General features: G+C 45.2%; 21 protein-coding genes and 2 pseudogenes. 15 read left to right on the forward strand and 8 right to left on the reverse strand.

The window, feature by feature from the left end; genetic code table 11:
- Window positions 1-73 precede the first annotated feature (73 nt).
- Complete coding sequence (locus ON064_RS04225; RefSeq protein WP_274623762.1) at window positions 74-604, reverse strand: GNAT family N-acetyltransferase; 531 nt, start codon at window positions 602-604, stop codon at window positions 74-76.
- A gap of 195 nt (window positions 605-799) precedes the next feature.
- Between ON064_RS04225 and ON064_RS04230 the strand changes: the two are divergent.
- The 5 genes and pseudogenes from ON064_RS04230 (at window position 800) to ON064_RS04250 (ending at window position 4,832) form a co-directional block, all read left to right on the forward strand.
- A pseudogene (locus ON064_RS04230) lies at window positions 800-1,431 on the forward strand (transposase).
- A 78-nt stretch (window positions 1,432-1,509) separates the two neighbouring features.
- On the forward strand, window positions 1,510-2,073 hold the full coding sequence (locus ON064_RS04235; protein ID WP_274623763.1) for a hypothetical protein: 564 nt from the start codon (window positions 1,510-1,512) through the stop codon (window positions 2,071-2,073).
- 316 nt (window positions 2,074-2,389) lie between these two features.
- Complete coding sequence (locus ON064_RS04240) at window positions 2,390-3,307, forward strand: DUF6612 family protein (RefSeq protein ID WP_274623764.1); 918 nt, start codon at window positions 2,390-2,392, stop codon at window positions 3,305-3,307.
- A gap of 83 nt (window positions 3,308-3,390) precedes the next feature.
- Complete coding sequence (locus ON064_RS04245) at window positions 3,391-4,041, forward strand: class D sortase (protein ID WP_274623765.1); 651 nt, start codon at window positions 3,391-3,393, stop codon at window positions 4,039-4,041.
- Between the two features lie 419 nt (window positions 4,042-4,460).
- Window positions 4,461-4,832, forward strand: a complete 372-nt coding sequence (locus tag ON064_RS04250) for a cyclophilin-like fold protein (protein ID WP_274623766.1) — start codon at window positions 4,461-4,463, stop codon at window positions 4,830-4,832.
- Between the two features lie 89 nt (window positions 4,833-4,921).
- Here the strand turns inward: ON064_RS04250 and ON064_RS04255 are convergent, their stop codons facing one another.
- Window positions 4,922-5,494: a DapH/DapD/GlmU-related protein gene (locus ON064_RS04255; protein WP_274623767.1), complete on the reverse strand. Its 573-nt coding sequence runs from the start codon at window positions 5,492-5,494 to the stop codon at window positions 4,922-4,924.
- 31 nt (window positions 5,495-5,525) lie between these two features.
- On the reverse strand, window positions 5,526-6,260 hold the full coding sequence (locus tag ON064_RS04260) for an SDR family oxidoreductase (protein ID WP_274623768.1): 735 nt from the start codon (window positions 6,258-6,260) through the stop codon (window positions 5,526-5,528).
- Between the two features lie 123 nt (window positions 6,261-6,383).
- Here ON064_RS04260 and ON064_RS04265 point away from each other — a divergent pair, with 123 nt between their 5' ends.
- Window positions 6,384-7,259 (forward strand): LysR family transcriptional regulator, encoded by an 876-nt coding sequence (locus ON064_RS04265; protein ID WP_274623769.1) that lies wholly within the window; start codon window positions 6,384-6,386, stop codon window positions 7,257-7,259.
- A gap of 253 nt (window positions 7,260-7,512) precedes the next feature.
- Here ON064_RS04265 and ON064_RS04270 read toward each other — a convergent pair whose 3' ends face one another.
- Window positions 7,513-8,283 (reverse strand): MBL fold metallo-hydrolase, encoded by a 771-nt coding sequence (locus ON064_RS04270; RefSeq protein WP_274623770.1) that lies wholly within the window; start codon window positions 8,281-8,283, stop codon window positions 7,513-7,515.
- A 214-nt stretch (window positions 8,284-8,497) separates the two neighbouring features.
- Here ON064_RS04270 and ON064_RS04275 point away from each other — a divergent pair, with 214 nt between their 5' ends.
- The gene (locus tag ON064_RS04275; RefSeq protein WP_274623771.1) at window positions 8,498-8,623 is read left to right on the forward strand and encodes a PepSY domain-containing protein; all 126 of its coding nucleotides are present in this window, start codon (window positions 8,498-8,500) and stop codon (window positions 8,621-8,623) included.
- Window positions 8,624-8,646: 23 nt separating this feature from the next.
- On the opposite strand, the gene nhaC is transcribed toward ON064_RS04275, so the two are convergent.
- Window positions 8,647-10,110: a Na+/H+ antiporter NhaC gene (gene nhaC, locus ON064_RS04280; RefSeq protein ID WP_274623772.1), complete on the reverse strand. Its 1,464-nt coding sequence runs from the start codon at window positions 10,108-10,110 to the stop codon at window positions 8,647-8,649.
- Between the two features lie 312 nt (window positions 10,111-10,422).
- Window positions 10,423-12,081, reverse strand: a complete 1,659-nt coding sequence (locus ON064_RS04285) for a M4 family metallopeptidase (RefSeq protein ID WP_274623773.1) — start codon at window positions 12,079-12,081, stop codon at window positions 10,423-10,425.
- Between the two features lie 410 nt (window positions 12,082-12,491).
- Here ON064_RS04285 and ON064_RS04290 point away from each other — a divergent pair.
- Window positions 12,492-12,933 (forward strand): annotated as a pseudogene (locus tag ON064_RS04290) (peptide-methionine (S)-S-oxide reductase).
- A gap of 21 nt (window positions 12,934-12,954) precedes the next feature.
- Entirely contained in the window at window positions 12,955-13,341 is a 387-nt protein-coding gene (locus tag ON064_RS04295; protein ID WP_274623774.1) for an ion channel, read from the forward strand.
- 67 nt (window positions 13,342-13,408) lie between these two features.
- On the opposite strand, the gene ON064_RS04300 is transcribed toward ON064_RS04295, so the two are convergent.
- Complete coding sequence (locus tag ON064_RS04300; protein ID WP_274623775.1) at window positions 13,409-14,239, reverse strand: SDR family oxidoreductase; 831 nt, start codon at window positions 14,237-14,239, stop codon at window positions 13,409-13,411.
- Between the two features lie 241 nt (window positions 14,240-14,480).
- On the opposite strand from ON064_RS04300, the gene ON064_RS04305 reads away from it, so the two are divergent.
- From ON064_RS04305 to ON064_RS04330, 6 genes are all read left to right on the forward strand, one after another.
- Entirely contained in the window at window positions 14,481-15,815 is a 1,335-nt protein-coding gene (locus ON064_RS04305) for a hypothetical protein (RefSeq protein ID WP_274623776.1), read from the forward strand.
- Between the two features lie 258 nt (window positions 15,816-16,073).
- Complete coding sequence (locus tag ON064_RS04310) at window positions 16,074-16,646, forward strand: MEDS domain-containing protein (protein ID WP_274623777.1); 573 nt, start codon at window positions 16,074-16,076, stop codon at window positions 16,644-16,646.
- A 161-nt stretch (window positions 16,647-16,807) separates the two neighbouring features.
- Entirely contained in the window at window positions 16,808-17,689 is an 882-nt protein-coding gene (locus ON064_RS04315; RefSeq protein ID WP_274623778.1) for a GAF domain-containing protein, read from the forward strand.
- 95 nt (window positions 17,690-17,784) lie between these two features.
- Window positions 17,785-17,967 carry a hypothetical protein gene (locus ON064_RS04320; RefSeq protein ID WP_274623779.1) on the forward strand — a complete coding sequence of 61 codons (183 nt, stop codon included), beginning with the start codon at window positions 17,785-17,787 and terminating at the stop codon, window positions 17,965-17,967.
- Window positions 17,968-18,046: 79 nt separating this feature from the next.
- Window positions 18,047-19,537: a cardiolipin synthase gene (gene cls / locus ON064_RS04325; protein ID WP_342455312.1), complete on the forward strand. Its 1,491-nt coding sequence runs from the start codon at window positions 18,047-18,049 to the stop codon at window positions 19,535-19,537.
- A 334-nt stretch (window positions 19,538-19,871) separates the two neighbouring features.
- Window positions 19,872-22,634 (forward strand): ATP-binding protein, encoded by a 2,763-nt coding sequence (locus ON064_RS04330; protein ID WP_274623780.1) that lies wholly within the window; start codon window positions 19,872-19,874, stop codon window positions 22,632-22,634.
- 167 nt (window positions 22,635-22,801) lie between these two features.
- On the opposite strand, the gene ON064_RS04335 is transcribed toward ON064_RS04330, so the two are convergent.
- Window positions 22,802-23,158: a response regulator transcription factor gene (locus ON064_RS04335; RefSeq protein WP_211655463.1), complete on the reverse strand. Its 357-nt coding sequence runs from the start codon at window positions 23,156-23,158 to the stop codon at window positions 22,802-22,804.
- Between the last annotated feature and the right edge of the window lie 8 nt (window positions 23,159-23,166).

Genomic DNA, 23,166 nt, shown 5'->3' on the forward strand with positions numbered 1-23,166 from the left:
AGGCTTGGGCGCGAGCCCACGGAAAGCGAGCGATAAGCTTCGGAAAATACGGTTTCTGACCTTTCACGATAGATTAATCTGTCTTCAATCTTGAATACATATTTAAGTCGAAAAACGTATCGTTTATTCTTTCAGTTTCCCGCAAAGTGCCTTCATATTGGAAATTGAGCCTTTCCAACAGTCTGATCGATGGTTCATTGTTTGGGTCGACCTTAGCTTCGATCCTGTTCAGCTGCATTTCAAGAAATCCATGCTGCAATAGAGCGCTGACGGCTTCAGCGGCGAAACCGCGGCGCCAAAATTTCCGGCTGATATCGTAAGCGACTTCGGCTTTTGCATTTTCGTGATCAACAAAATTAAATCCACAAGAACCGATCAACTCGCCAGTTTCCAACTCGATGATCGAATAGCGAATGGCTGCCTTTTCCTGATGCAGTTGATCAAATAGTTGAATCATCTCTAGTGCCTGGACTTCGGAAGTGAAGTTTTCGATATTCATAAACTCGGTCACCAGTGGGTCAGACCAGATCTGGAACAGCTCATTAGCATCAGCGGCTTCCATTTTTCTTAATAACAATCGTTCGGTGTTCATTTGTAAAATCAATAGTATTCCCTCCATTTTTGATAGTGTCGAGGTCATCATATTGATATCTGCGCATAGTTCAGTCCCTTCAAGTGAAAAGTTAGTTCCAGTATATAGTGCGGTCGTTGGTGTAACAAGGGCAAGTAAATCTTGAATTATTCATTGAAGAAAAGAGAGGAACCCGCTAGTCAAAATCTTTTATTAAAAGGCTTGGTGATGACCGTGAGAGCAACTGATATTATGAAAGCCGTTCAAAACTTGAATCCAGCAGAAAAACACCGTTTACGCGAATATTTGATTGATGCTCTCACTGCATCATCTTCCACAGGAAATATTCTCTTAGAAATTTCAGAGAGAAAAAATAAAAGCGGTTACCGTTGTCCTGACTGCGAATCAGAGCACGCAGTTCGGTTCGGGAAATATTCGACCATTGTTGAGGATGAGGAAGTAAAGAAACAGCGTTATCAATATAAGGCATGCAAAATCACGTTTACAGATCTAACCAATACTGTCTTATATCGAACTCCTCGTCTTAATCAATGGATTAAATTCGTTGAATGTATGATAGAAGGTTATTCTCTTCGAAAGCTGATGGGAAGGTTCGTACAAAAGGACTTTATCACATACAGAACGTCAATAATTACCACCGTAGGTTGAAAGGTTGGATGCAGCGGTTCAATGGCGTTGCAACGAAATATTTGGACAACTACCTAACATGTGTTCAAGTCTTAGAAGGCATCCATCACCAAAGAAATCAAGTCACAATAAACGACTTCATAATTAAAGGGAATTTAATCCCAAATAAAGAAAGATATAATACGCTTAGGTTATCTAAATTTATTAAATAATTTTTTATTCAATAACGAATTGGGTGAACAGATTAAAACTGTTCATACGGGAGAGAGACATTTTAGGGAGGCGTTGTTTTGAAGAAAATTTTACTAGCCTTTCTTTCTGTGATTGTCATAGCAGGGGGCGGGTATTCTTTATATTATCTAAATCAATATCATATAGAGGACAATGATGCATCGATTCAATCTAATTTAGATACCTGGTTGAACCGACCAAATAGTGAAGAAATCAATCCAAAAGTATTAAAGGTGGAACAATTAGAGGATACTACTTCTCATATTATTCTTTTTCAATTGGATAATGGAGATTATGGATATGCTCGTTTAGTAAAAGGGATAAATGGAAAATTTAAGATGGATATTGCAGGACACGGTTCTGGGCAAGGCACAGGGCTCAATGATGCATCTTATCAAGTCATTGATACCAACAAAGGAAAGTACCTGATTGTGTACGGTGGAAATCCTGATTTGAAGATTGACCATATTTTGGCTATATCCCAACTTGATGAATATGAATATATTTTCGATGTTTCCGAGGATAAAATGTTTATACATTCCACAAAAATACCAACAGGCATAGAAGGGCCATTTCCTACTAGATTATCATTTTATGATAATGCCGATGATGAGATTAAATAATTTAACTCTTATTAAAGTGAAGGATAGCGTAAATAGCGAAGCCATTATTAACGAAAAAGCAAAATTCCATTTATATGGGAGTTTGCTTTTTATTTAAAAACAACATTAAACTTTAACATAGCCTATTAAAAAAGTAAGAAGCGAGATTAAAGCGATATCGCCTTGCTAAAGTCAATTTTCAAAAATGGGTGACTATATGAATGTTTTAGCCAAATTATATAGGGAAGTAGGAACTATAAGAGGTCGAATTGGTAAGTACATACATATATGAGAGTTCATCCCGATTTCTTAATACGATGGAATAGGACGTGTTTACATGTTAAAAAAAGTGATACCTGCCTCCTTTGTGACGGTGCTTGCAGTAGGGACTGCCACTCCGGCTTTAGCTGAGGAAATGAGCGCAGTCGACGTGCTGCAAAAGTCCAACGAAGCGATGTCATCGCTCGATAGTTACTCCAGCGAGACGACTATGGAAATCACCATGCCGGACATTGCTACTGGAGAAACGACGACGATTCCGATTCATACGAAAGAAGATGTAACATTCAATCCGTTTGCGATGCATCAGACGGTCACTACTTCCGGACCTAATGGGGAAGAAGAGACTTTGGAATCCTACTGGACAGAAGAGGGCTTTTACCAGGAAGACCCGATGCAAGGTTGGGTGAAATTGCCGAGTGAACTTTCTGAAGGCTTGGATGAACTGATGGCGATGACGACTGCCGGCGATCAAGTGGCCCAGGCTGAAGCGCTCGGGGAAGACATGTCGGTGGAAGACACAGGAGATGCATACCAGCTGACTTATGAAGGCGACGGAGAAGCATTGATGGAAGCTGTGATGGCATCGTTTGAATCCATGATGGGTGAAGAAGACGCGAACATGTCCATGGAAGGCATGATGGAAGAAATCAATTTCAATGAGCTTAGCTACGAAATGACCATTGAGAAAGACACTTTCTATTTGACGGATATGTCTATGGATGTAGATATGGACATTTCGGCTGCCGGTGAGAGCTTGAACATGGTTCAAAGCACAGACATGATGATCAGCAACTTCAACGGCGTCGAGCCGATCACCGTGCCACAAGATGTGTTGGATAATGCGGTTCCAATGGAAGGCGGCGAATTGCCGGAGACTGCCAGCAACAACCCATTATATGCGTTCACAGGAATGGGCTTGGCTGCTCTAGGTGCTGGACTGCTGCTGTTCAGAAGACGCACAACGACTCAATAAAAAACAAAAACCGCAGCTCTTCATGCGGTTTTTTTGTTCTGTAATGATTTATTTCAATAATGAGGGAGGTGCAAGCCGGTTTCATGAATAAAGTGTATACAATCATTATGATCGCTGGCCTTTCAATGACAGGTTATTTTGGCTTTCAGTGGTGGCAAAGTGCGCAGGCGGCTGAAACGGTGTCACTGGAAGAAATCGAAGGATGGAATAATGCAGCGTCAAACTCTATGACAGCAACTCCTGAGCCGGCTTCCGAACGCTCCCTTGAACCCGTTCAAGAACCAACACCTATAATGAGCAATGACATGAATGACTATGAGCCAGGCGAAGAAGTCGGCCGGTTAGTGATTCCTTCCATTGAAACGGGCTATTCCACTTATTGGGGAGCGGATGAAGCAACGCTCGACCAAGGAGTTGGCATGTATGTGAGCGAATGGACCACAACACCTGATCAGCAGCGGCATACGGTTCTGAGCGGCCACCGCGATACAGTGTTCACAGGTTTGGAAGAGATGGAAAAAGGCGATTCTGTCTTTCTGGAGTACGAAGGACAGCGCTATCAATATGCAATCGAGAAGATATGGATAACCGATGCTGAGGATCGAACGGTGATTGTGGATAAAGATGAAGCGACATTAACATTGACCACTTGTTATCCGTTCGATTACATTGGCTATGCCCCAGACCGTTACATCATTCAAGGAACTCTTGTAGAGGTCCAAGAAATACAATAAGCATAGAAACTTCCTTTCGACATATTCGATTCATTATAAAACCCGAAACCGGACTTCCTCTATGGAGTCCGGTTTTTAAGTTGAAGGAATTTTTAAAGATCGTATGCCCAAAACACATACCGGCCTATTTAATATAGGTATTGGTCATTTGAATTCCATCGCTTTATGATGATATTGAAAATATAAAATATCCATTTAACACAAGTAAATCAGTCTACTTAATTTAGATTCAGTAAATTTCTCCATAATCTCAAAGGGAAGGGGAAATGAAAATAAAAAAAATAGCTTTGCCATTAGGTATCATCGTGATGGTTTTTGGCTTAAGTGCTTGTGATGCGAGCGAAACGGATGAAAGATAAGCGCCAAATGCTGAAGAACAATCAAGCAATGACAATAACCAGGAAAGGGAGGAAGCGCAGATGGCAAATCTACTTGCTTTAGAATTGCAGATAGGGGACGAAGTATTTTCAGCACAACTTTACGAAAGCGAGACAACCGAAGCATTGCTTGAATTGCTTCCGTTAACCTTAGACATGGAAGATCTTCATAGAAATGAAAAGTTCTATTACCTTTCAGAAAGGCTCCCAACAGACCCTGAAAGCCCAGATCAAATTAATGCGGGAGACATTATGCTTTATGGAGACGATTGCCTGGTATTCTTTTATGACAAGCTTTCAACTTCCCATCAATATACTCGTCTCGGATATATCGAAAATGTGGAAAGGTTTACTCAAGCGGTCGGGGAGGGGAATGTTACGGTCGCTCTTGATTTCACCGGAAATGATGAATAAAAGGGTTATATAGTTGAAGAACGCATCAAGTCCTAGACTCGATGCGTTCTTTTTATCGCTCATCCAATTAGTGAACAAATGATTCGCAGCTATTCCGTAATTTTCTTTATGGCTTTTGCCGGAACGCCTGCGACTACTGTGTTTGAAGGGACGTCTTTCGCAACGACAGCCCCTGCCGCCACAACGGCGTTGTCCCCGATCGTCACGCCGGGAAGGATGGTGGCGTTTGAGCCAATCCATACGTTTTCGCCGATAATTACAGGAGAGGGCGTGGTGGTGCCTCTTGTTTCCAAGGGCAAGCCATGATTCAAGGTAGCGATCGAGACATTCATGCCGATCAATGAACCATTGCCGATGGTGATGCCGCCCCGGTCCTGGAATGAACAACCGGTATTGATGAACACATTTTTACCGATGCTTATATTCTTGCCGAAGTCCGTGTGGAAGGGAGGCAAACACAAAAACGAAGCGTCGACTGGTGCGCCTGTCAGTTCAGAGAACAGTGCGACGATTTCTTCTTGGGTGTTAAAAGTTGAGTTCAACTCCACCATGATCTTCTGGGCTTGAAAACTGCTTTGCACCAAAAGGCTGTGCAATTCTTTGTCCGTACTTGAAATGGGATTGCCTGCTTTGCAAAAATCGATAAACTCTTGCATCTCCATCTGAATACCGCCTTTCCTTGTGTTGCCTCCTTTATACCTCTTGAGCTGTCGGGCGAATGATCATATCGCTGACCGACACGCGATCCGGTGTGTCAATGACATACGCGACTGCCTGAGCAATATCTTCTGCGGCAAGTCCCCACACTGATTGGGCTTGGTGAAGAGCGGCTGATGCTTCTTTATCATTGATGGTTGTATACAATTCGGTCAGGACAGCGCCCGGTGAGATAATCGTGGATTTGATGTTGTTTTCACGCTGCTCTTGTCTCAAGCCTTCCATAATGGCCCGCACAGCAAATTTGGTTCCGCAGTAAACGGCTGAATGCGGGTAGACCACATGACCTGCCACAGAATCGGTGGAGATGATGTGGCCGGATTTCTGTTCGACCATCTTCGGCAAGGCCGCTGCAATGCCATTCAACACACCCATGACATTGATATCCAGCATGTTTCTCCATTCGTCGCGTCGCGTTTCAGCCAACGGGGCGGTCGGCATAATCCCGGCGTTATTGAACAGTACATCCAATTGACCGTACTCGGCAATCGCCAAATTAATGACTTGCTGCACTTCTTCATGATTTGATACATCAGCTTTTCTGTAGATAATGTGTGCTTCCGGCAGTGATTCCTTGATCTCTTTCAAGCGATCTTCTCTGCGCGCTGCCAATACCAACTTGGCGCCTTTTTCGGCCAAAATTCTGGCTGTTGCTTCTCCAATGCCGCTGGATGCTCCCATAATGATGATGACTTTTCCTTCAATTGCCATGTAGAATTCCTCCTTCAAAATAATTATCTATTCGTTCTCATCATAAAATGATAGGATTCAGATATCCAATACCTATATCAAATAATCTATTATGCTTTTGGGGCATAAGAAAAGGAGGCTATTATGGAACTTCGCGTATTGCGCTACTTTATTGCGGTAGCGAAAGAACAAAATATTTCGGCTGCGGCCAAACAGCTGCATTTATCTCAACCGACACTATCCCGGCAATTGAAAGAACTGGAAGCGGAACTCGGAACGACTTTATTTGAGCGGGGAAACCGGAAAATCACCTTAACGGAAGAAGGACTGTTCCTGTTCAATAAAGCAAAGGAAATCGTGGAATTGACCGAAAAAACCGAAGCCAATTTGAAAGGAACGAAACAGGAGATTGGCGGGGAAGTGTATATTGGCGGCGGTGAGACCGAAGCGATGCGATTCATTGCGACAGCATGCAAAGAGCTGCTCGAAAACCACTCGGGCATTCGTTTCCATCTCTACAGCGGCAATGCGGACGACATCACCGATAAATTGGAGAATGGCTTGCTGGACTTCGGTATTGTCATCGAACCGATGGACAAGCAGAAATACGATTATATAAAATTGCCGGCGACGGACCGATGGGGCGTATTGATGCGGAAAGACAGCCCACTCGCACAAAAATCGTTTATTCAGCCTGAAGATTTGATGGATAAACCCTTGTTGATCTCTCGTCAAACGGCGGTCAGCAATGAAATGTCCGGCTGGTTCGGGAAAAACATTGAGGACCTGCGTGTGGTTGGAACTTATAATTTGATCTACAACGCGGCATTGATGGTGGAAGAAAACATTGGCTATGCATTATGTCTGGATAAGTTAGTGAATACTGGCGAAGACAGCAAACTGTGTTTTATCCCATTGCGCCCGAAACTAGAAGCGAACTTAAATATTATTTGGAAAAAGCATCAGGTTTTTTCCAGTGCAGCGAATCTATTTTTGCAACAACTTCGAGTTAATTTATAAAGCTACAATCCAATGAATTGAAGTAAAGCATACTGCAATACATTAATTTTAAGTCTACGTAAGCCCGCTTATTGAAAAAGAAGAAACTCGGGTATGAGTTGCTTCTTTTTTGTTTGGCAGAATAGAATGTACTTTTGCAAACCTGAGAATTACCGAAAACAAGATATAAAAACAGAGGTGCAAAGTTACAGTTTGCACCTCTGTTCATAATTAGGGGAAAATCAACTGATAGCTTGGTGGCTGTATAATGCTCTTATCGAAGCCCAAAGCTTTTCATGAAAAATACTAGATCATTTGGAGCTTCTTTATCAAATCGGTTTTCGTATTCAATGAGCCCTGCTTCCAAACTTGAGCAGTTGTCTGCAATGGAGAACCCAAGGCGTAAGTGCTCATCGAACGAGACAAAGTCATTGTTTCCAAAAGCGGGTTCGTATGAAGATATAAAATGTTCTACTTCATATTCTTTTATCAAATCCATCATAGGGAAGATTATTTCATCGTCAAAAGAATTGAATCCATCGCTTCTTTTTCCATACAAGCTATCTCCTAAAAACATTGTTTTTTCTTCAGGGATATAGATAATTGTCGAATCGTCTGTATGTGGGCTGGTGATGTGGCGAAGTTCGCATGTAATTCCGCCTAAATCTATTGTCATTTCGCCATCGAAAGACAGCTCCGTAGTGAGCGGCTGAAAATTGTTGCGGTCTTCAATTTCGTTTTTAATGCTGGTTACAAAGAAATCATTTAAGATCCCTTTGTGCTTAGCCAACTCTAACGCTTCATCGTCATATGTAATTTCTTGATACGTTTTTAAGTACTCTTTTGTTTTGTAATTCGCAATCGACACTAAATTCCATTGACTCATGCCAAATGAATGGTCGCAATGATGATGGGTGAGAACCAAGTACTTAATTGGCGGCAATTCCATTTTTTCTAGCTCAAGTTGAAATTCACGTGCATGTTTAGGTGAATTTCCTGAATCGACAATTAAACAATCATCATCTCCAATTATAAGTCCAATCAATGGTCTGCCTGTTTCATTGCTAGGCATCATGATTGTAGTAAATTCGATCAGTTACTTTTTCCAACATTCCTGTCACTTCTCCTATCGTTTTCATTTTAATTGACCCATTTTTTAGCAGGCTATCCATTAATTTTACACTAAACCAAGCCTCCGAACTTGTTGTTGACAGAAAAATCTGTGTAAATTGACAATATTTAGAGATGAACAATGTAAAGTGGACTTGACTCTTGAAGAAGAATTCTATTATGAAGTGGAAGTGGAAAGTTCAGTGCGTGAATACGAGTTTCTGGTCGATGCCGCTTCGGGTCGCTTTTCGCAAAGAAAACCCATCAAGCTTTAAGCAGCTTGATGGGTTATTGGTATTCACGTCAATACAGAATCTGAAGTGGTGCCTGTTTTCGCGGATTGCCGCGCCTCTTTTTCTTCCAATGCTTTTAATTCTTCCTCGGTCAGGAATTCGACTTTCAGCCCGACGAATGCCATGAAAATGGAGATAATCGGCACGGTGTAGTTTAGTACAGCATACGGGGCGTAGGCGAAAGTGCTGACGCCGAGAGTCGCCACAATAAACACGCCGCATGTATTCCACGGAATCAAAGGCGACGTGACGGTGCCGCCGTCTTCCAATGTCCGTGATAAGTTTTTCGAATGCAATTTTTTGTCCCTGTACGCTTTGGCGTACATTCTTCCAGGGAGAAGGATCGATATGTATTGTTCAGAAGCAGTCGCATTCGTGAAAAAAGCCGAAACGATCGTTGCGGCAATCAGGCTGCCCGCTGACTTCGCCACTTTCAGGATTTGGTTGACGATGGCCTGGAGCATCCCGACTTGTTCCATGATGCCACCGAAGATCATCGCGACAATCGTCAAGGACACCGTATACATCATCGACTCGATGCCGCCGCGATTAAATAGATTGTCGACCATTTCATTGCCGCTCGAGATCACGAACCCGTCGTGGAGTGTATTGACGGCATCGGCTACACTGCCGCCTTGGATAAATACATAACATAGCCAACCGAGCAAAACACCGATCGTCAAAGCGGGCAGTGCAGGAACTTTTTTCGCTACCAAGACGATGACCGCAAGCGGTACGAGCAGTAGCCATGGAGAAATCACGAAATTGCTTTCCAACGCGGATAGGATGCTGTTGATGTTGCCGATATCCACTGCCGTTCCCGCAAACTGCCTGCCGAGGACAAAGTAAACGACTAACGCGATGATGAGGCCGGGAATCGTCGTATAAATCATATGCTTGATATGCGTAAACAAAGGTGTTTCGGTAATGCCGGCCGCCAAGTTGGTCGTGTCAGACAGCGGGGACATCTTGTCGCCGAAATAAGCGCCGGAAATGACTGCGCCGGCTACCATGGCTGCAGGGATTCCCATGCTCACGCCGATACCCATTCCCGCGACGCCGATCGTTCCCATCGTCGACCACGAACTGCCGATGGCCAAAGTGACGATTGCGCAAATGATGCAGATGGTCACGAGGAATAGGGAAGGGGTGATGATTTTCAATCCATAATAGATCATGGTGGCCACGATGCCGCCGCCAATCCAAGCCCCGATGATCAACCCGACGAGAAGGATGATGACAATCGCCGGAAGTGCCATGCGGATGCCTTTATAGGCGCCTTCTTCGATGATTTCCCATTTATAACCGTAGCGCCAGCCGATCAAAGCGGCAATAGCTGCCCCGATTAATAATGGGATGTGCGGGCTGCCTTCGAATTTAATGATGGTGATGGCCATGATGCTGATCATGACAACGAATGGAATTAACGCCATAATAAATGGAATTTCTATTTTCTGTTGATTCTTCATGGTTCATCTCCTCAATGCAGGATAATGAAAGCCTTTTCAACTATTTTGCCATGCACTTCTTTCAGGCGCAAATGATTTTTTCAATAATTTAAAAATCGAAAATTTTTGCGCAAAAAAATTTTGCGCTATTTCGAAATTAATGTTCATCCGAAAACGTGGCTGAGGCAGCGGATAAATTAGCTTGCCACAGAAGAAGGTACCCATCAAAAAAACACCGATGGAAACCTTGGTTATAAGGTGTCTCCATCGGTGTTCATATTTAGTTCCACTGCGTAAAAGATTCATTGCCAGAGTTGATGGCAAATTGGGGATTTAATTGACTCCGACAGCCGAGAATGCCGCTTTGACGCTTGCGACTTCAGCGCTCGATGCACCGTACAGATCCGTTGCCGCTTGGATGGTGGAAACACGGAAATGGCTGTAGTTGGAGTTCGGCGTCAAGTATTGCGTAAGCGTGCGGTAGTAGATATCGCCCGCTTTATCGTTGCCGATGCCAGCGACCGTCACGCCGTAATGCGTCCCGCCGTTCGCGAGCAGGAACGCCGCTTTATTGCTGATGCCCGAGTTGATATGGACGCCGCCGTAATCACCCGTGCCTGTATAGCGTTTCGAGTAATGATCCGGGTCTCCGCTCAAAGTCGGGTCTTCCATGGAGCGCAAAGCATCTCCCGCGACATTCGGCGTATAGATGTCTTCGCCTACTTGCCAGTCCGGCTTGTTATTGAAATGGTGTTCGACAAGCGTTCCGAAGATATCGGACATCGACTCGTTGATCGCGCCTGATTCGTTCTGGTAGATCAAGTCAGCGGAAGTATCCGTCACGGCATGTGTCAATTCGTGCGCGATGACATCCAGCGCACCGGATAGCGGCACGAATGTATTGCCGTCACCATCGCCGTACACCATTTGGGAACCGCTCCAGAACGCATTATTATAACTGCGTCCATAATGGACAGTGGAGATCAGCTCAGCGCCGTTGCCGTCGTAGCTATTGCGGCTATGGACGTCTTGGAAGTAATCGTAAGTTTGGCCAGCATAAGTATGGGCATCGACCGCTGCGCCGTCATAAGCGGCGTTGTAGACATTGTCGCTATCAAGCCATAACGTGCCCGGCGTACGTGTACGGTTTTTCGCGTCGTACGTGAAAATGCCGCTGCCGCGCGTGCGGTCGACCAGGTAAGAACCGCTGCTGTTGACTAAAGTATTGAACGATTTTGTATCGCCCAATACGCCTTTGCCGGTCGCTGTCGAATCTTCTCCCGTCAAACTCGCACCGCCGCCGGTAGGTTTCGCTTCATGGATCTGGTTATAGGAATCGAGGATGTCACCCGTTTTCGCATCCACAAAGTATTGATAATTCCCCGGTTCCGGATAAAGGAATTCGAATTCAGCGCTGTAGGCAAAATGGGCTTGTCCGTCTTTGGAATAGATGACCAATTCCGGTGTCACTTCAGCTTCAAGCTCCGGGGCACTGCCGATTTTTTCTTTCAGGTCAGCCGCTGCTTTTTCGACTGCAGCGCCGGCTTTCAAGGTTGCGCCTTTTTTCAAGGATTTCTTATCGTATAATTCCGGCGCCAAATTCCCGGAGATGGACGTAAGCACACCGTCTTGGTCGACGTGGGCGTTGATCACGGACCCGAACACGGGAACACCTTTAAATTTCTGCTGGAGCTTCACTTTGGTGAAGCCGAGATCATCTTTTTCCTGGCTGATGACTTTGAAGCTGGAAAGGTCTTTTTTATCAATTTTATATGTGTCTTCGTTTTCTTCCAAATATGTAAAGACAATTTCTTTTGCATCTTGATCGGACGGTTCAGTCAATGTCCCAGAAATGAAATCAGGTGTCTGTGTGTCTTTGTTGACATGGACTTTTTCTGTTTCCTGTTTAGATAGGGTATCGGCGGAAACCGCTGTCGCGGATAATGCGAGTGAAGCTGCCAAACTTAACGTCAGTAATTTCTTTTTGCTCATCAAAAGTCACTCCTTCTCGTCTTACCGGTATTGCAACTCGGTAAAAACATCATAACTATTTAATTATTCTGAATATATAGTGTAGAGTATATATTTTCATGAGCACCCAAAAGTGAAGATTGCACCGCCGGAAATTAGCCTTGAAAATGCTTTTGTATATTCCATAGGCCAATCGAATTTGCCGATAGCGCTATTTCGCTAGAAAAAAAAGACACCAGAGATTCAAACAGCCAATTATTCTCAAAAAGCGGTTTATTGAATCAATAAATCCCGACGGAACTTAAAAATGAAATGGGACCATTAACGAAGGTTCATGTTGAATTCCTTGAAATGCTATACTGAATGAAACAGCTCGGCTCGTGAGAGAGAGCGATAGAAAGATCCATTGATAGGGGAAGAGGAGTGGCAATATGGAGACCATCTATTTTGCAGGCGGATGCTTATGGGGCGTACAGGCGTTCATCAAGACTTTGCCGGGTGTGGAGTCGACCGAAGCGGGACGGGCAAACGGCAGGACGCAATCGCTAGCAGGCGATTATGATGGATACGCGGAATGCGTCAAAACTACATTCGATCCTTCGCGCGTGTCGGTCCAACAACTGATGGGGTATTTCTTTGAAATCATCGATCCCTATAGCGTCAATAAACAAGGCGAGGATGTCGGCGAGAAATACAGGACCGGCGTCTGCGAAAGCCTTCATTAATGAAAGAACGGATTCGGCACGCACCGCAGTCGAAGTCTTGCCGCTTGAGAATTATATAGCGAGCGCAGCAGAGCATCAGGACCGTTTGGACAGATGTCCGGATGATTATTGCCACATCCCAACGGCGTTATTGACCAAGTATGCGTAAAGAAAAGGGCGTGATGACAGGATGATTTCACTCGTATTGACCTTAAGGCGCTTGTTGTCGGCCATTTACCGCATCGGCAAAGAGCCCTTGTTCAGGACCTTGCTGCTGACTTTGGCATTCATCGTGCTGTCAGGGACTTTGTTCTATTATCAAATAGAAGGCTGGGCCTTTTTTGATGCCTTTTATTTTGCCTTCGTCAGCCTGATTCCCACAGGAGTTGATACGGGTCTCGTGCCCAGCGGCAACCTGAGCCGAAGCTTTACGATGATTTATTTGGCTGTCGGTGTTGGTGTAATGGTCATGGTGTTGATGAGGCTCGCGTATGCGGTAGTGAAGCTCGAGCGGCCCGAGCAATTGGACGTGAAGGCAGGCAATCTTAAGTCTACACCGAAACAAAAAACTAAATAGAAATAGGAAAGAACCCCGAACGGGCTGCTGTTGAAGGCAGCTGCCGTTTGGGGTTCTTTTTGTAGTCTTATTGTTCTTTTGTGGTCGTTTTCTTCCAGCTGTCGTCCATGACCATTTTGCCCGGCCATGTGTAAGCGGTAAGCCCGCCGTCTACGACGATGTCTTGGCCCGTCAGGTAAGAGCTGTCGCTTGAAACGAGGAATAGTACCGTCGTAGCGATTTCCTTCGGTAAGCCAAGGCGACCTAGAGGAGCAAGCCATCTATTGCTTTCTCTGAACTCCCGTCCGGCTTCTTCCTCTTTCGATCCGGCCAATTCGTCGATCAGAGGTGTTTCGATCGTGCCAGGAGATACGGAGTTGGCGCGGATGCCGGATCTTCCGTATTCGATGGCGATGGATTTCGTGAAGTTGATGATGCCGCCTTTCGCTGCATTATAGCCCGAGCGGTCCAAATCGGCAAAGCTGCCGGACATGGAAGCGTTGTTGACGATCGCCCCGCCATTGTCCATCATGAGCGGGATGAAATATTTGCTCATCAAGAAAGTGCCGCGCAAATCAGTAGCAGTGATGTCGTCGAATAAATCGACCGGATATTCATGCACTTTGCCGCCTTCTTGGTCGATCCCGGCGTTATTGAACAACGCATAAACCGTTCCGTATTGTTCTTTTACTTGATTGGCGAAAGATGTGACATCCTCTTCCTTGGCGATATTCACTTGGAAGCTTTTCGCCGTGCCGCCGTTTTCATTGATTTTGGTGACCGTTTCCTGCAATTCTTCTTCTTTAATATCCGCAAGCAGGACAATCGCACCTTCTTGTGCAAATACTTCCGCTGTTGCTTTCCCGATGCCTGTCGCCGCGCCTGTAATGACGGTTACTTTATCTTGTAATTTACCCATGTTCTGTTCCTCCTCTATATAGTGTGTTCTTGAAAATCCTGTTATCTGACCGGCCATATCTTGTGCCGGGGCCTTCGTATTTAAATGACGATACTTTATCTTAACTACCACCTGAAATGGGCGCTAAACTGGCTTTTCCAATGTAACCGCTTAACAGTTAAAAACTTTTTTTAAAAAAAGTGATCTAAAATGAAACCCGCTCCGTTGAGCTTATAAGAAAACAAAACAGAGGAGTGGTTAGATGAAAATGAAAAAGCTTTTACTACCAGTAGTAGGTGCATCACTTTTAGTTCCGGGAATCGGATCTACAGTGTTGGCAGCTGAAGAAGCACCGCCGACGGAAACAACAGGCGTCGAACTTCGCGCAACTTTGGATTCGCTATTGTCCGAGCATTATGCGCTCGCAGTGGATTCCATGATGAAAATTTATGATGGCGACGAAGCGGCAGAAGAAGCCATGGCAGCACTCGATGAAAATGCAGCCGATATGGAACCGGTCATCGCTTCCGTTTACGGGGAAGATGGCGGAGCGGCTTTCGTTGAAATCTTCGATAAGCACAATATGGGAACAGATGAATACGCAGCGGCCGTGAAAGCGGATGACGCCGCGATGCAAGAAGAAGCATTAGCTCAAATCCAGTCGTTCGTCGATGAAATGGGCGAATTCCTTGGCACGGCAACGGAAGGCAATCTTCCGGAAGACGGTGCGACAGCCGCACTTCGTGAACACGAAGATTACGTACAAAATACGTTTGATCTTTATGTAGAAGGCGATTACGAAGCTGCTTACACGATGTACCTTGAAGGCTTCACGCAAATCTTCGGTGCAGGCAGCGCAATCAGCGGAGCGATTTCGGCACAATTCCCGGATCAGTTTTCTGACCCGAACACACCAGCCGGCGACTTCCGCTCGACAGTAAACCGCATTGCAGCAGAACATTTTGCCCTTGCGCAATTGAGCATGGCAAAAGGTTACAATGGTTCAGCTGACTTCGATTTCGTCAACTGGGCACAAGACCAAAACACAGAAGAGTTCCGTTCAGCGCTAGCTTCAGTCTATGGTGAAGAAGCAAGCAACCAGTTTGTTGAACTATGGAATAACGAACACATCGCCGTCCAAGGTGACTTGGCAAATGCGACAGCTTCAGAAGATGAGCAAGCGAAAGAGCAAGCCGTCTCTACTTTGACTAGCACATTCGCAACAGATCTTGGCACATTCTTGAATAAAGCAACTGAAGACCGCATGCCGTTGGATGAAACGATTGCAGGCGTGGAAGCGCATGAACAATCCGTTGTAGATACATTCCAGCAATACGTGAACGGTGATTATGCCGCTTCATATGACACATACCGCACAGGTTATGCGATCATGTTCGATATCGGTAAAGGATTGAGCGGCGCAATCGTCGACCAATTCCCAGAGAACTTCGAGAACACAGCTCCTGACAAAATGCCTTCAACTGGATTCGGCGGCATGTCTGGCCAATCCAATACAATGATCTTGTGGGTAGCACTTAGCACATTGATCTTCATGGCAGCTGGAACACTAACGTATCGTCAAACTAAAAAACAGTAATTTACGATTGAAAAAGAAAGGGCCCAGGCCCTTTCTTTTTTTGATTGGGACTGCGTTCCCTCCTGTTATATAAGTTCTGGAACAGTATGTATAGTGCTTAACGTCCAGGTTGGCGGGCATACAAAAGAATAACAGCAGAAAAGTACAGGGTAATGGTATAATTTAATGGAAAGAAAGCTGTTATTCTCGATTCTCCAGTTTGTCGAGTATTGAACTTCTTTTTTGGTTGAAATTACGTAGAGAAAGAAGGTAGATCGCTTGAGAAGTAAGATGGATCAATTGCTTGAAAGCCAGCGCAGTGTTCACGTGCTATATGCTTTCGATGGAACTGAAAATTATGTGAGACAGCTATTGAACTACATAGATGAGGGAATTCACGCCGGTGATCATATTTTGATTGTTGAAAATGAGAGAGTGACGTTCAAAATCAAACAAGAGATGGGCAAACTATATAGTGAACAACAAATAAATAACGTACATTTCGTCAATAGCCTTCATTTCTATTGGTCGAGTGGAAGTTACCATCCACCCGCCATCCATGAGTATTTCACCAAAACCGTGGCCCCTTATATTGAAAACAAATTGAGCTTCCGGTCATGGGCGCATGTGGAATGGGAAAGTGTGAAAGAACCATTATTCCTTATAGAAGATTTCGAAAAGATTGCGGATCGCGCAGTGAACGAATTTGATTTCCCGCTGGTTTGCGCTTACGAAAAAAAGAAAATGCCTGTTCATTTAAGGGAAAGCTTGATGAAAACCCATCCATATGTCTTGATGGAAGACGAATTGATTGCTTCACCACAGTACCAATCAGTATCGAACCAGGCTTAAGACTGGTTTTTCATTTAGCCCAAAACTTTGTGGAGTACGGGTTCCGCCGATTGCGGCGATACCAGAAATCCTGCACATTGCATTCAAAGAACGGCTTATAGTATCGTTAGGAAAAGTGCGCCAATTTTCTCATTGGACACTCCCCATAGAGGAGGGATCACATGCACCACCAGACAATCGGCCCTTCCAGAAAATTTCAGAACTTCAATGATGCAGCTAATCAGATCTTGAACATGTTGAGCAAGCAAATGGATATCAACACGCTCTTCATTGCTGAAAATGATGGAAAAACCAATACCATCAAGAAAGCGTTCAATAGACATGAAGAGCTGGTAGTGGAAGACAGCCAATCGCCGCTTGACCAGACTTTCTGCAGCTTAGCGATCAATTATGGGCAGGAGCCGCTATTGATCGAAGACATCTCAAAAGACGACAATGCCGGCAAGCTTGAGATTTCGGCACAATTCGGCAACGGCGCGTTCATCGGCATCCCGATCTATTACGAAAACGGGGAAGTGTACGGCACGATTTGCGGCTTGGACAAGCATCCGGTTTCGTTCACGGAAGAGCAGCAGGAGATGTTCGAGATGATGTCTTCTTTGCTGAGCTATATTTTGGAACTCGACAAAGCCCAAAAGGAAATCCAGACCTTGTCGTCGCCGCTTGTGCCTTTGTCGGATGAGATTTCGATCCTGCCGATCATCGGCCACATTACGCTCGAACGTGCTTACCAGCTGATCGAGGACGTCGTGATGAAAGCGAGCGAAGGCATCGATTTCCTGATCTTGGATTTCTCGGGAATTACGCAAATCGACCCGCGCATCGAAGAGCCTTTGCTGGACTTGATCAAAGCCTTGAAGATCATGGGAATCACCCCGATCATCACCGGCATTTTGCCGACGATGGCCATGAAAGTCCCGCATTTTGCCCATTCCCTGAAAGGCGAACGAATGGAAGCGACTTTGAAGATCGCTATTGAACAGCTTGGGTTTGAGTTAACGAAGAAAAATGAATTTGCGGCTTCCCGGCCGAAATCAAAATAGTGAAAACCTGGGCCCCTTTATTGTCTCATCAAAGGGTAAAGGGATAGCACAAGGAAAAGGGACTGAGAGCCCATAATGAAAAGGAGGTTTCTCAAATGGCTCAATCAAAATGGTTGAAACTGGGGACAGCGGCTTTTTTGTCTATCGGCATGCTGGCAGCTTGCGGGGACGTAGAAGATGAGCAGCCTGTAGACGAAGACATCGATGTGACACCGGAAGAGGGCGAAGAAGAAATGGTTCCTGAAGAACCGATAGCGGACGAAGAAGACGAAGAATAAGTGGAAAACTTCGCATAAGGGAATGCCTTAGTCACCAGCTCTTTAGCAGGCGGTGACTGAGGATTTTTTCAAATAGAAATTGCATAACCAAGCCGGAGCTCGAGGGGGGATTAAGATTTCATTTGAGTGGTTCAGTGCTATAAGTAACCTTTTTATAATTGTAAATATTGTACTGGCATTTTTCATTCTGTTTTTCGAACGGAAAACGGCTTCTTCGGCATGGGCATGGATCTTGATCCTGTTCTTTATCCCGATTCTTGGCTTTGTGCTGTATTTATTGTTCGGGAAACCTTTGAGGCGAAGCCGGCTGAAACGGCCGGTTGCTTATGAGAACCGCGACTTCACGGATCTGAAGGACCAGCAGCTGTCCGAAATGAAATTAAAAAATTTCCAGCCGCCTGCTGGACTCGAACAGAAATGGATGGACATTGTCCAAATGAATGCTGCGCGGACCGACGCGCCTTTGTCGACAGCCGCTGATATTCAAATCTTCAACGACGGCAAACGGAAGTTTGATGCCTTGTTCGACGATATCCGCGCTGCCTCAAAACATATCCACCTCCAGTATTTCATCCTTAATGACGACGATCTTGGCCAAGCACTTTTGGCACTGCTGACTGAAAAAGCGCAGCAAGGTGTCAAAGTCCTGGTCTTATACGACGATTTAGGATCGAGCAGCCTGCCGAAGCATTTCTTTGATGCGTTCCACGAAGCAGGAGGCAAGTCGGCTGCATTTTTGCCGGCCATGCTGACGAGCATCAATCCGCGGCTCAATCACCGAAATCACCGGAAATTGGCGGTCATCGACGGACATATCGGCTATACTGGCGGCTTTAACGTCGGCGATGAATACATTGGCAAGAAAAAAGAGTTCGGCTATTGGCGCGATACGCATCTGCGCATTGAAGGGCACGCGGTGCATTCCCTGCAAAACAGGTTCTTCATCGACTGGAACCAAGCTGCTGAGAAATACCCGATGAAATATGCGGAAACCTATTTTCCGAAAATGGATCATTCGTCTGGCGTCCCGATGCAAATGGTGGCAAGCGGGCCACTGGAAACGCATGAAGACATCAAGAACGGCTATTTGAAGATGATTCATCATGCCCGGGAATCGATTTATTTGCAGACACCTTATTTCATTCCGGATAAATCCATCATGGATGCCCTAAGGACCGCGGCGCTTGGTGGAGTGGACGTGCAGCTGATGATTCCGCATTTGGCGGATCACCTCTTCGTCCATTCGGCGACGCTGTCCTTTGCCCGCGAATTGCTCGAAGATGGCGTCAAAGTCTATAGCTACCAGAATGGGTTTCTGCATGCCAAAACACTCGTTGTTGATAGGCAGGCGTTCTCGGTCGGCTCGGCCAATATGGATGTCCGCAGCTTCGCCTTGAACTTTGAATTGAACGCCTTCGTTTACGATGCTGAATCGGCACAGGAAATGGCGGATTTGTTCCTGCAGGACCGCAAACTCTCTGTCGAATTGACGGAAGCGGACTTCAAGGATCAGCACTGGATTGAAAAAGCCAAACAGGATATCGCGAAATTGGTGTCGCCGATTCTGTAAAGCCGGGCCATCGTTTTCGGGGAAAGTGCACCAAAGCTTGAGGCAGTCGCTGCCTCAAAAGGTCTTTTTTTAATGGCTGCTTGCAGATATACATGAGGAACAGCGAGAAAAAAGATTCTAAAAATAGTGAAAATCGTATACTATGGCAAGAGAAGGAATTTTACAATGAAGGTTAAATTTTGAAATTTTTATTTGCTATATAAAACCAAGGAAAAGCTGGGAGCGAGGCATCATGCATGTATCATCGGAAAAAGGCATTAGGCATAAATATCTTAGATTGACTTTATCTTCTTTACTCATCTGCAGCATATTAATTGCCGGAGTTTATTTTTACATGGATAAACAACGGCAAGACAAGCAAGCGGAGTATGATTTGCTTGCTGAAAAGCAAGATACACTCCAGGAACTTTCCCAATCATTGAGCCAGCTTTTTTTCCGAACAAGGGGATATTACGCTTTCCAGAATGAGGAAGAGCTTAGGTTGGCTTATATAGAATTGGACGAGTTGAAAATTTCAATCGGAAAAATAGAAAATTTATCTATAAAAAATGAAGAACAGCAGCGAATTTCAGCGTTAAAAAGCTTTATCGCTACATTTGAGGGACAAGTACTGCCCCAAGCGATTGAAGCTGTACAAAATGATGATTATGAAGAACTAAGAAACCTTTCAAGGGGCGGGACCAATACCACAGTTAATGAATTCGTCGCTTTTGCCGATGAATATAAATCTACTTCCGAGGCAGAACGCGAACAACTGAACGAAGATATGATCAGACAGTCGGAAAACTTTTCGTTTGCGCTTATTTTATTGTTTATCCTACTATTTATCATTACAGCGTTGATTATTTATAGAGCCATGAACGATCTTGTCAAACCTTTGGAAGGTATGCGTGAATCTATCGAAGGATTCGGAAAAGGCGAGCAGATTTCTTACACTCCTATCGAACGGAAAGATGAGATCGGCTTATTGTCGATGACTTTTTACCGAATGATGAATACCATCCGCAAAAACCAGGAAGACCTCACTTCCCAAAACCAGGCATTATTGGTGAACAAGGGCCAGCTGCAGGAAAAGCAGGCAGAACTGCAAGTTGCACTGGAAGAAACCGGGAAGACGAAGGACCGCTTGATCCGCTTCAACGATTTGAACCATATCCTGTCGTTTACGTTAGATAAACAGAAATTGATCAATGCCACACTCAAGTATTTTACCGACACGTACGAGATTGATACGGGTGTGCTATGGCTTCCGGGTTCTGGCGAATACGCGCTGAAAGGCTTCACGGAGAATATGTTCGAGCAATTCCAGGAGCAGCAAATTCCTTACCTATCGACGCGTCTGAGAGAAGATGAATCCTTTACGGTCACAAGGGAAGCGCTGGAGCAAAAAGGCTTTGTGGACGGGCCGGTTTATATCCATGATTTATACGCGTCTGTAAAAAATGAGCAAAACGAAGGCATCGCGCTGATCGGTTTGTCGCGTGTCGGCAGAGCCTTTTCAAAAGAGGAAGAAGCCGATATCGATGGATTGCTGAAACGCATCCATTTGGCAATCGACCGGATCCAATTGTACGACGCGGCAATCCATGAACGGACATTGAACGAACGCATTGTCAATAATATCAATGAAGGCATCCAATTCATTGCGAAAAATGGCAGCATGGTGCAGCGCAATGAAACGATGTGCACGATGCTGAGCTGCGGCAATGCGCCGCTGGATGCAGTCATTTCGCAAGATGTATGGATTCACCGGATGGCCGAACAAACGACCGATTCACAAGCGATGGTCGATTTCCTCAGCGTTTGCATCCATGAAAAAGGAAACGAAGCAAAGACCTTCCAATATACGGTCAAAGCCCCATATGAACGGGTCATCGATGTTTATAGCACCCCGGTCATTGTAGATGGGGAACGTACAGGGACGATCTTTGTGCACCGCGACATCACGAGAGAACACGAAGTCGACAAGATGAAATCCGAATTGGTCAGCACTGTCAGCCATGAGCTGCGGACACCGCTTTCGAGCGTACTTGGCTTTACGGAGCTGCTGCTCAATAAGGAATTGAAACCGGACAAGCAAGTGCGCTATTTGAGGACGATCTATAAAGAAGCGATGCGTTTGACCAACTTGATCAACGACTTCCTGGATTTGCAGCGGATGGAATCCGGTGACCAAGTGTACCGGATGGATAAGCTGTTGATGAATGAGCTGGTCATTGAAGCGGCCGAAAAATTCAGGACGCAATCGACGCATTCGATCGTCTTGGTCGATGATGCATCAGACGTCAAAGTAGAAGGCGACCGAGAGCGCCTGGCACAAGTATTGATGAACCTGGTCGGCAATGCCATCAAGTTTTCCCCAGAAGGCGGCAATGTGACCATCTGCATGAAAAACCACGCCAATAATTTGCGCGTGTCGATTCAAGACGAAGGAATCGGCATTCCGGCTGAAGACATTCCGAAGCTGTTTTCCAAATTCCAGCGCATCGACAATAGTTCGCGCCGCAAAATCGGCGGCACCGGGCTTGGACTTGCGATTTGCCAGGAAATCATCGTCAAGCACGACGGCAAGATTTGGATTGAATCACAAGAAGGGCGAGGTACGACGATCCACTTTGACTTGCCTCTTATTGCCGGGCTGCACGATCATGCTGCGCACGAAGGCATTGAAGAGAATCCGCCTGTGATGATTGTGGAAGACGATATGAGCCTTGCCCTGCTGTTGTCAGAAGAGCTGAAACTCAACGGCTTTAAAGTGATTTATCACACTTCGCCGAAAGAAGCATTTAAAGAAGCGAAGCGTACGCCTCTGGTCGGCGCTGTCGTAGACATCATGCTCGGCGAGGAATTGAGCGGCTGGGACCTGGTCGATATGATGAAAGAAGATTCGGCGACACAGAATATCCCAATTGTCATTTCTTCTGCACTGGATCCATCAACCGATGCCAATAAAATCAGCAAGATCAATCATTACCTGACCAAACCGTATGCGCCGGTGAATTTATCGAAAGTGATGAAGAACATCCAAAACGGGCAAGAGCAAAACGGTGTCATCTTCTACGCCACACACGGCCTGGACGACGAGCCGGAGAGCTGAGAAATATAGATTATAGATAATAAAAAAAAACGACTAGCCCTTAAGTTAAAGGCTGGTCGTTTTTTGTAGCGTTAACTATTTTTTAATTTTACATAAACATAGGGTGCGAAAGCCTTTCTCATCCTAATGAAGCATTGGGCTACCCAAGCTTCGGAGAACACAGTTTATCAAGACACCAATATATCTTCCACAAGCGCCAAGAGTTCCATCGGGCTGAAAGGTTTGGACATGAAATAATCTGCCCCGTTCAAAATGGCTTTCTCGCGGTCCGCGTCTTGCGCTTTCGCTGTCAGCATTAGCACTTTCGTGTCGTTTTGGTCTTTTCTAACTTCCTCCAGCACTTCCATACCAGTCAAATACGGCATCATATAATCCAACACGACCAAATCGTAGTCATTGGACCGGATCTTCTCCAGGGCTTCTTTGCCGTCTTCGGCTTCTTCTATCAGGAAGTCATCTTCCAATGTATCCGCGATCAGGATGCGCAAAATATCTTCATCATCTGCGACTAGTATTTTCTTCATAAGTATCC

The organism is Planococcus sp. A6 (assembly GCF_028823615.1).
GTDB lineage: Bacteria > Bacillota > Bacilli > Bacillales_A > Planococcaceae > Planococcus.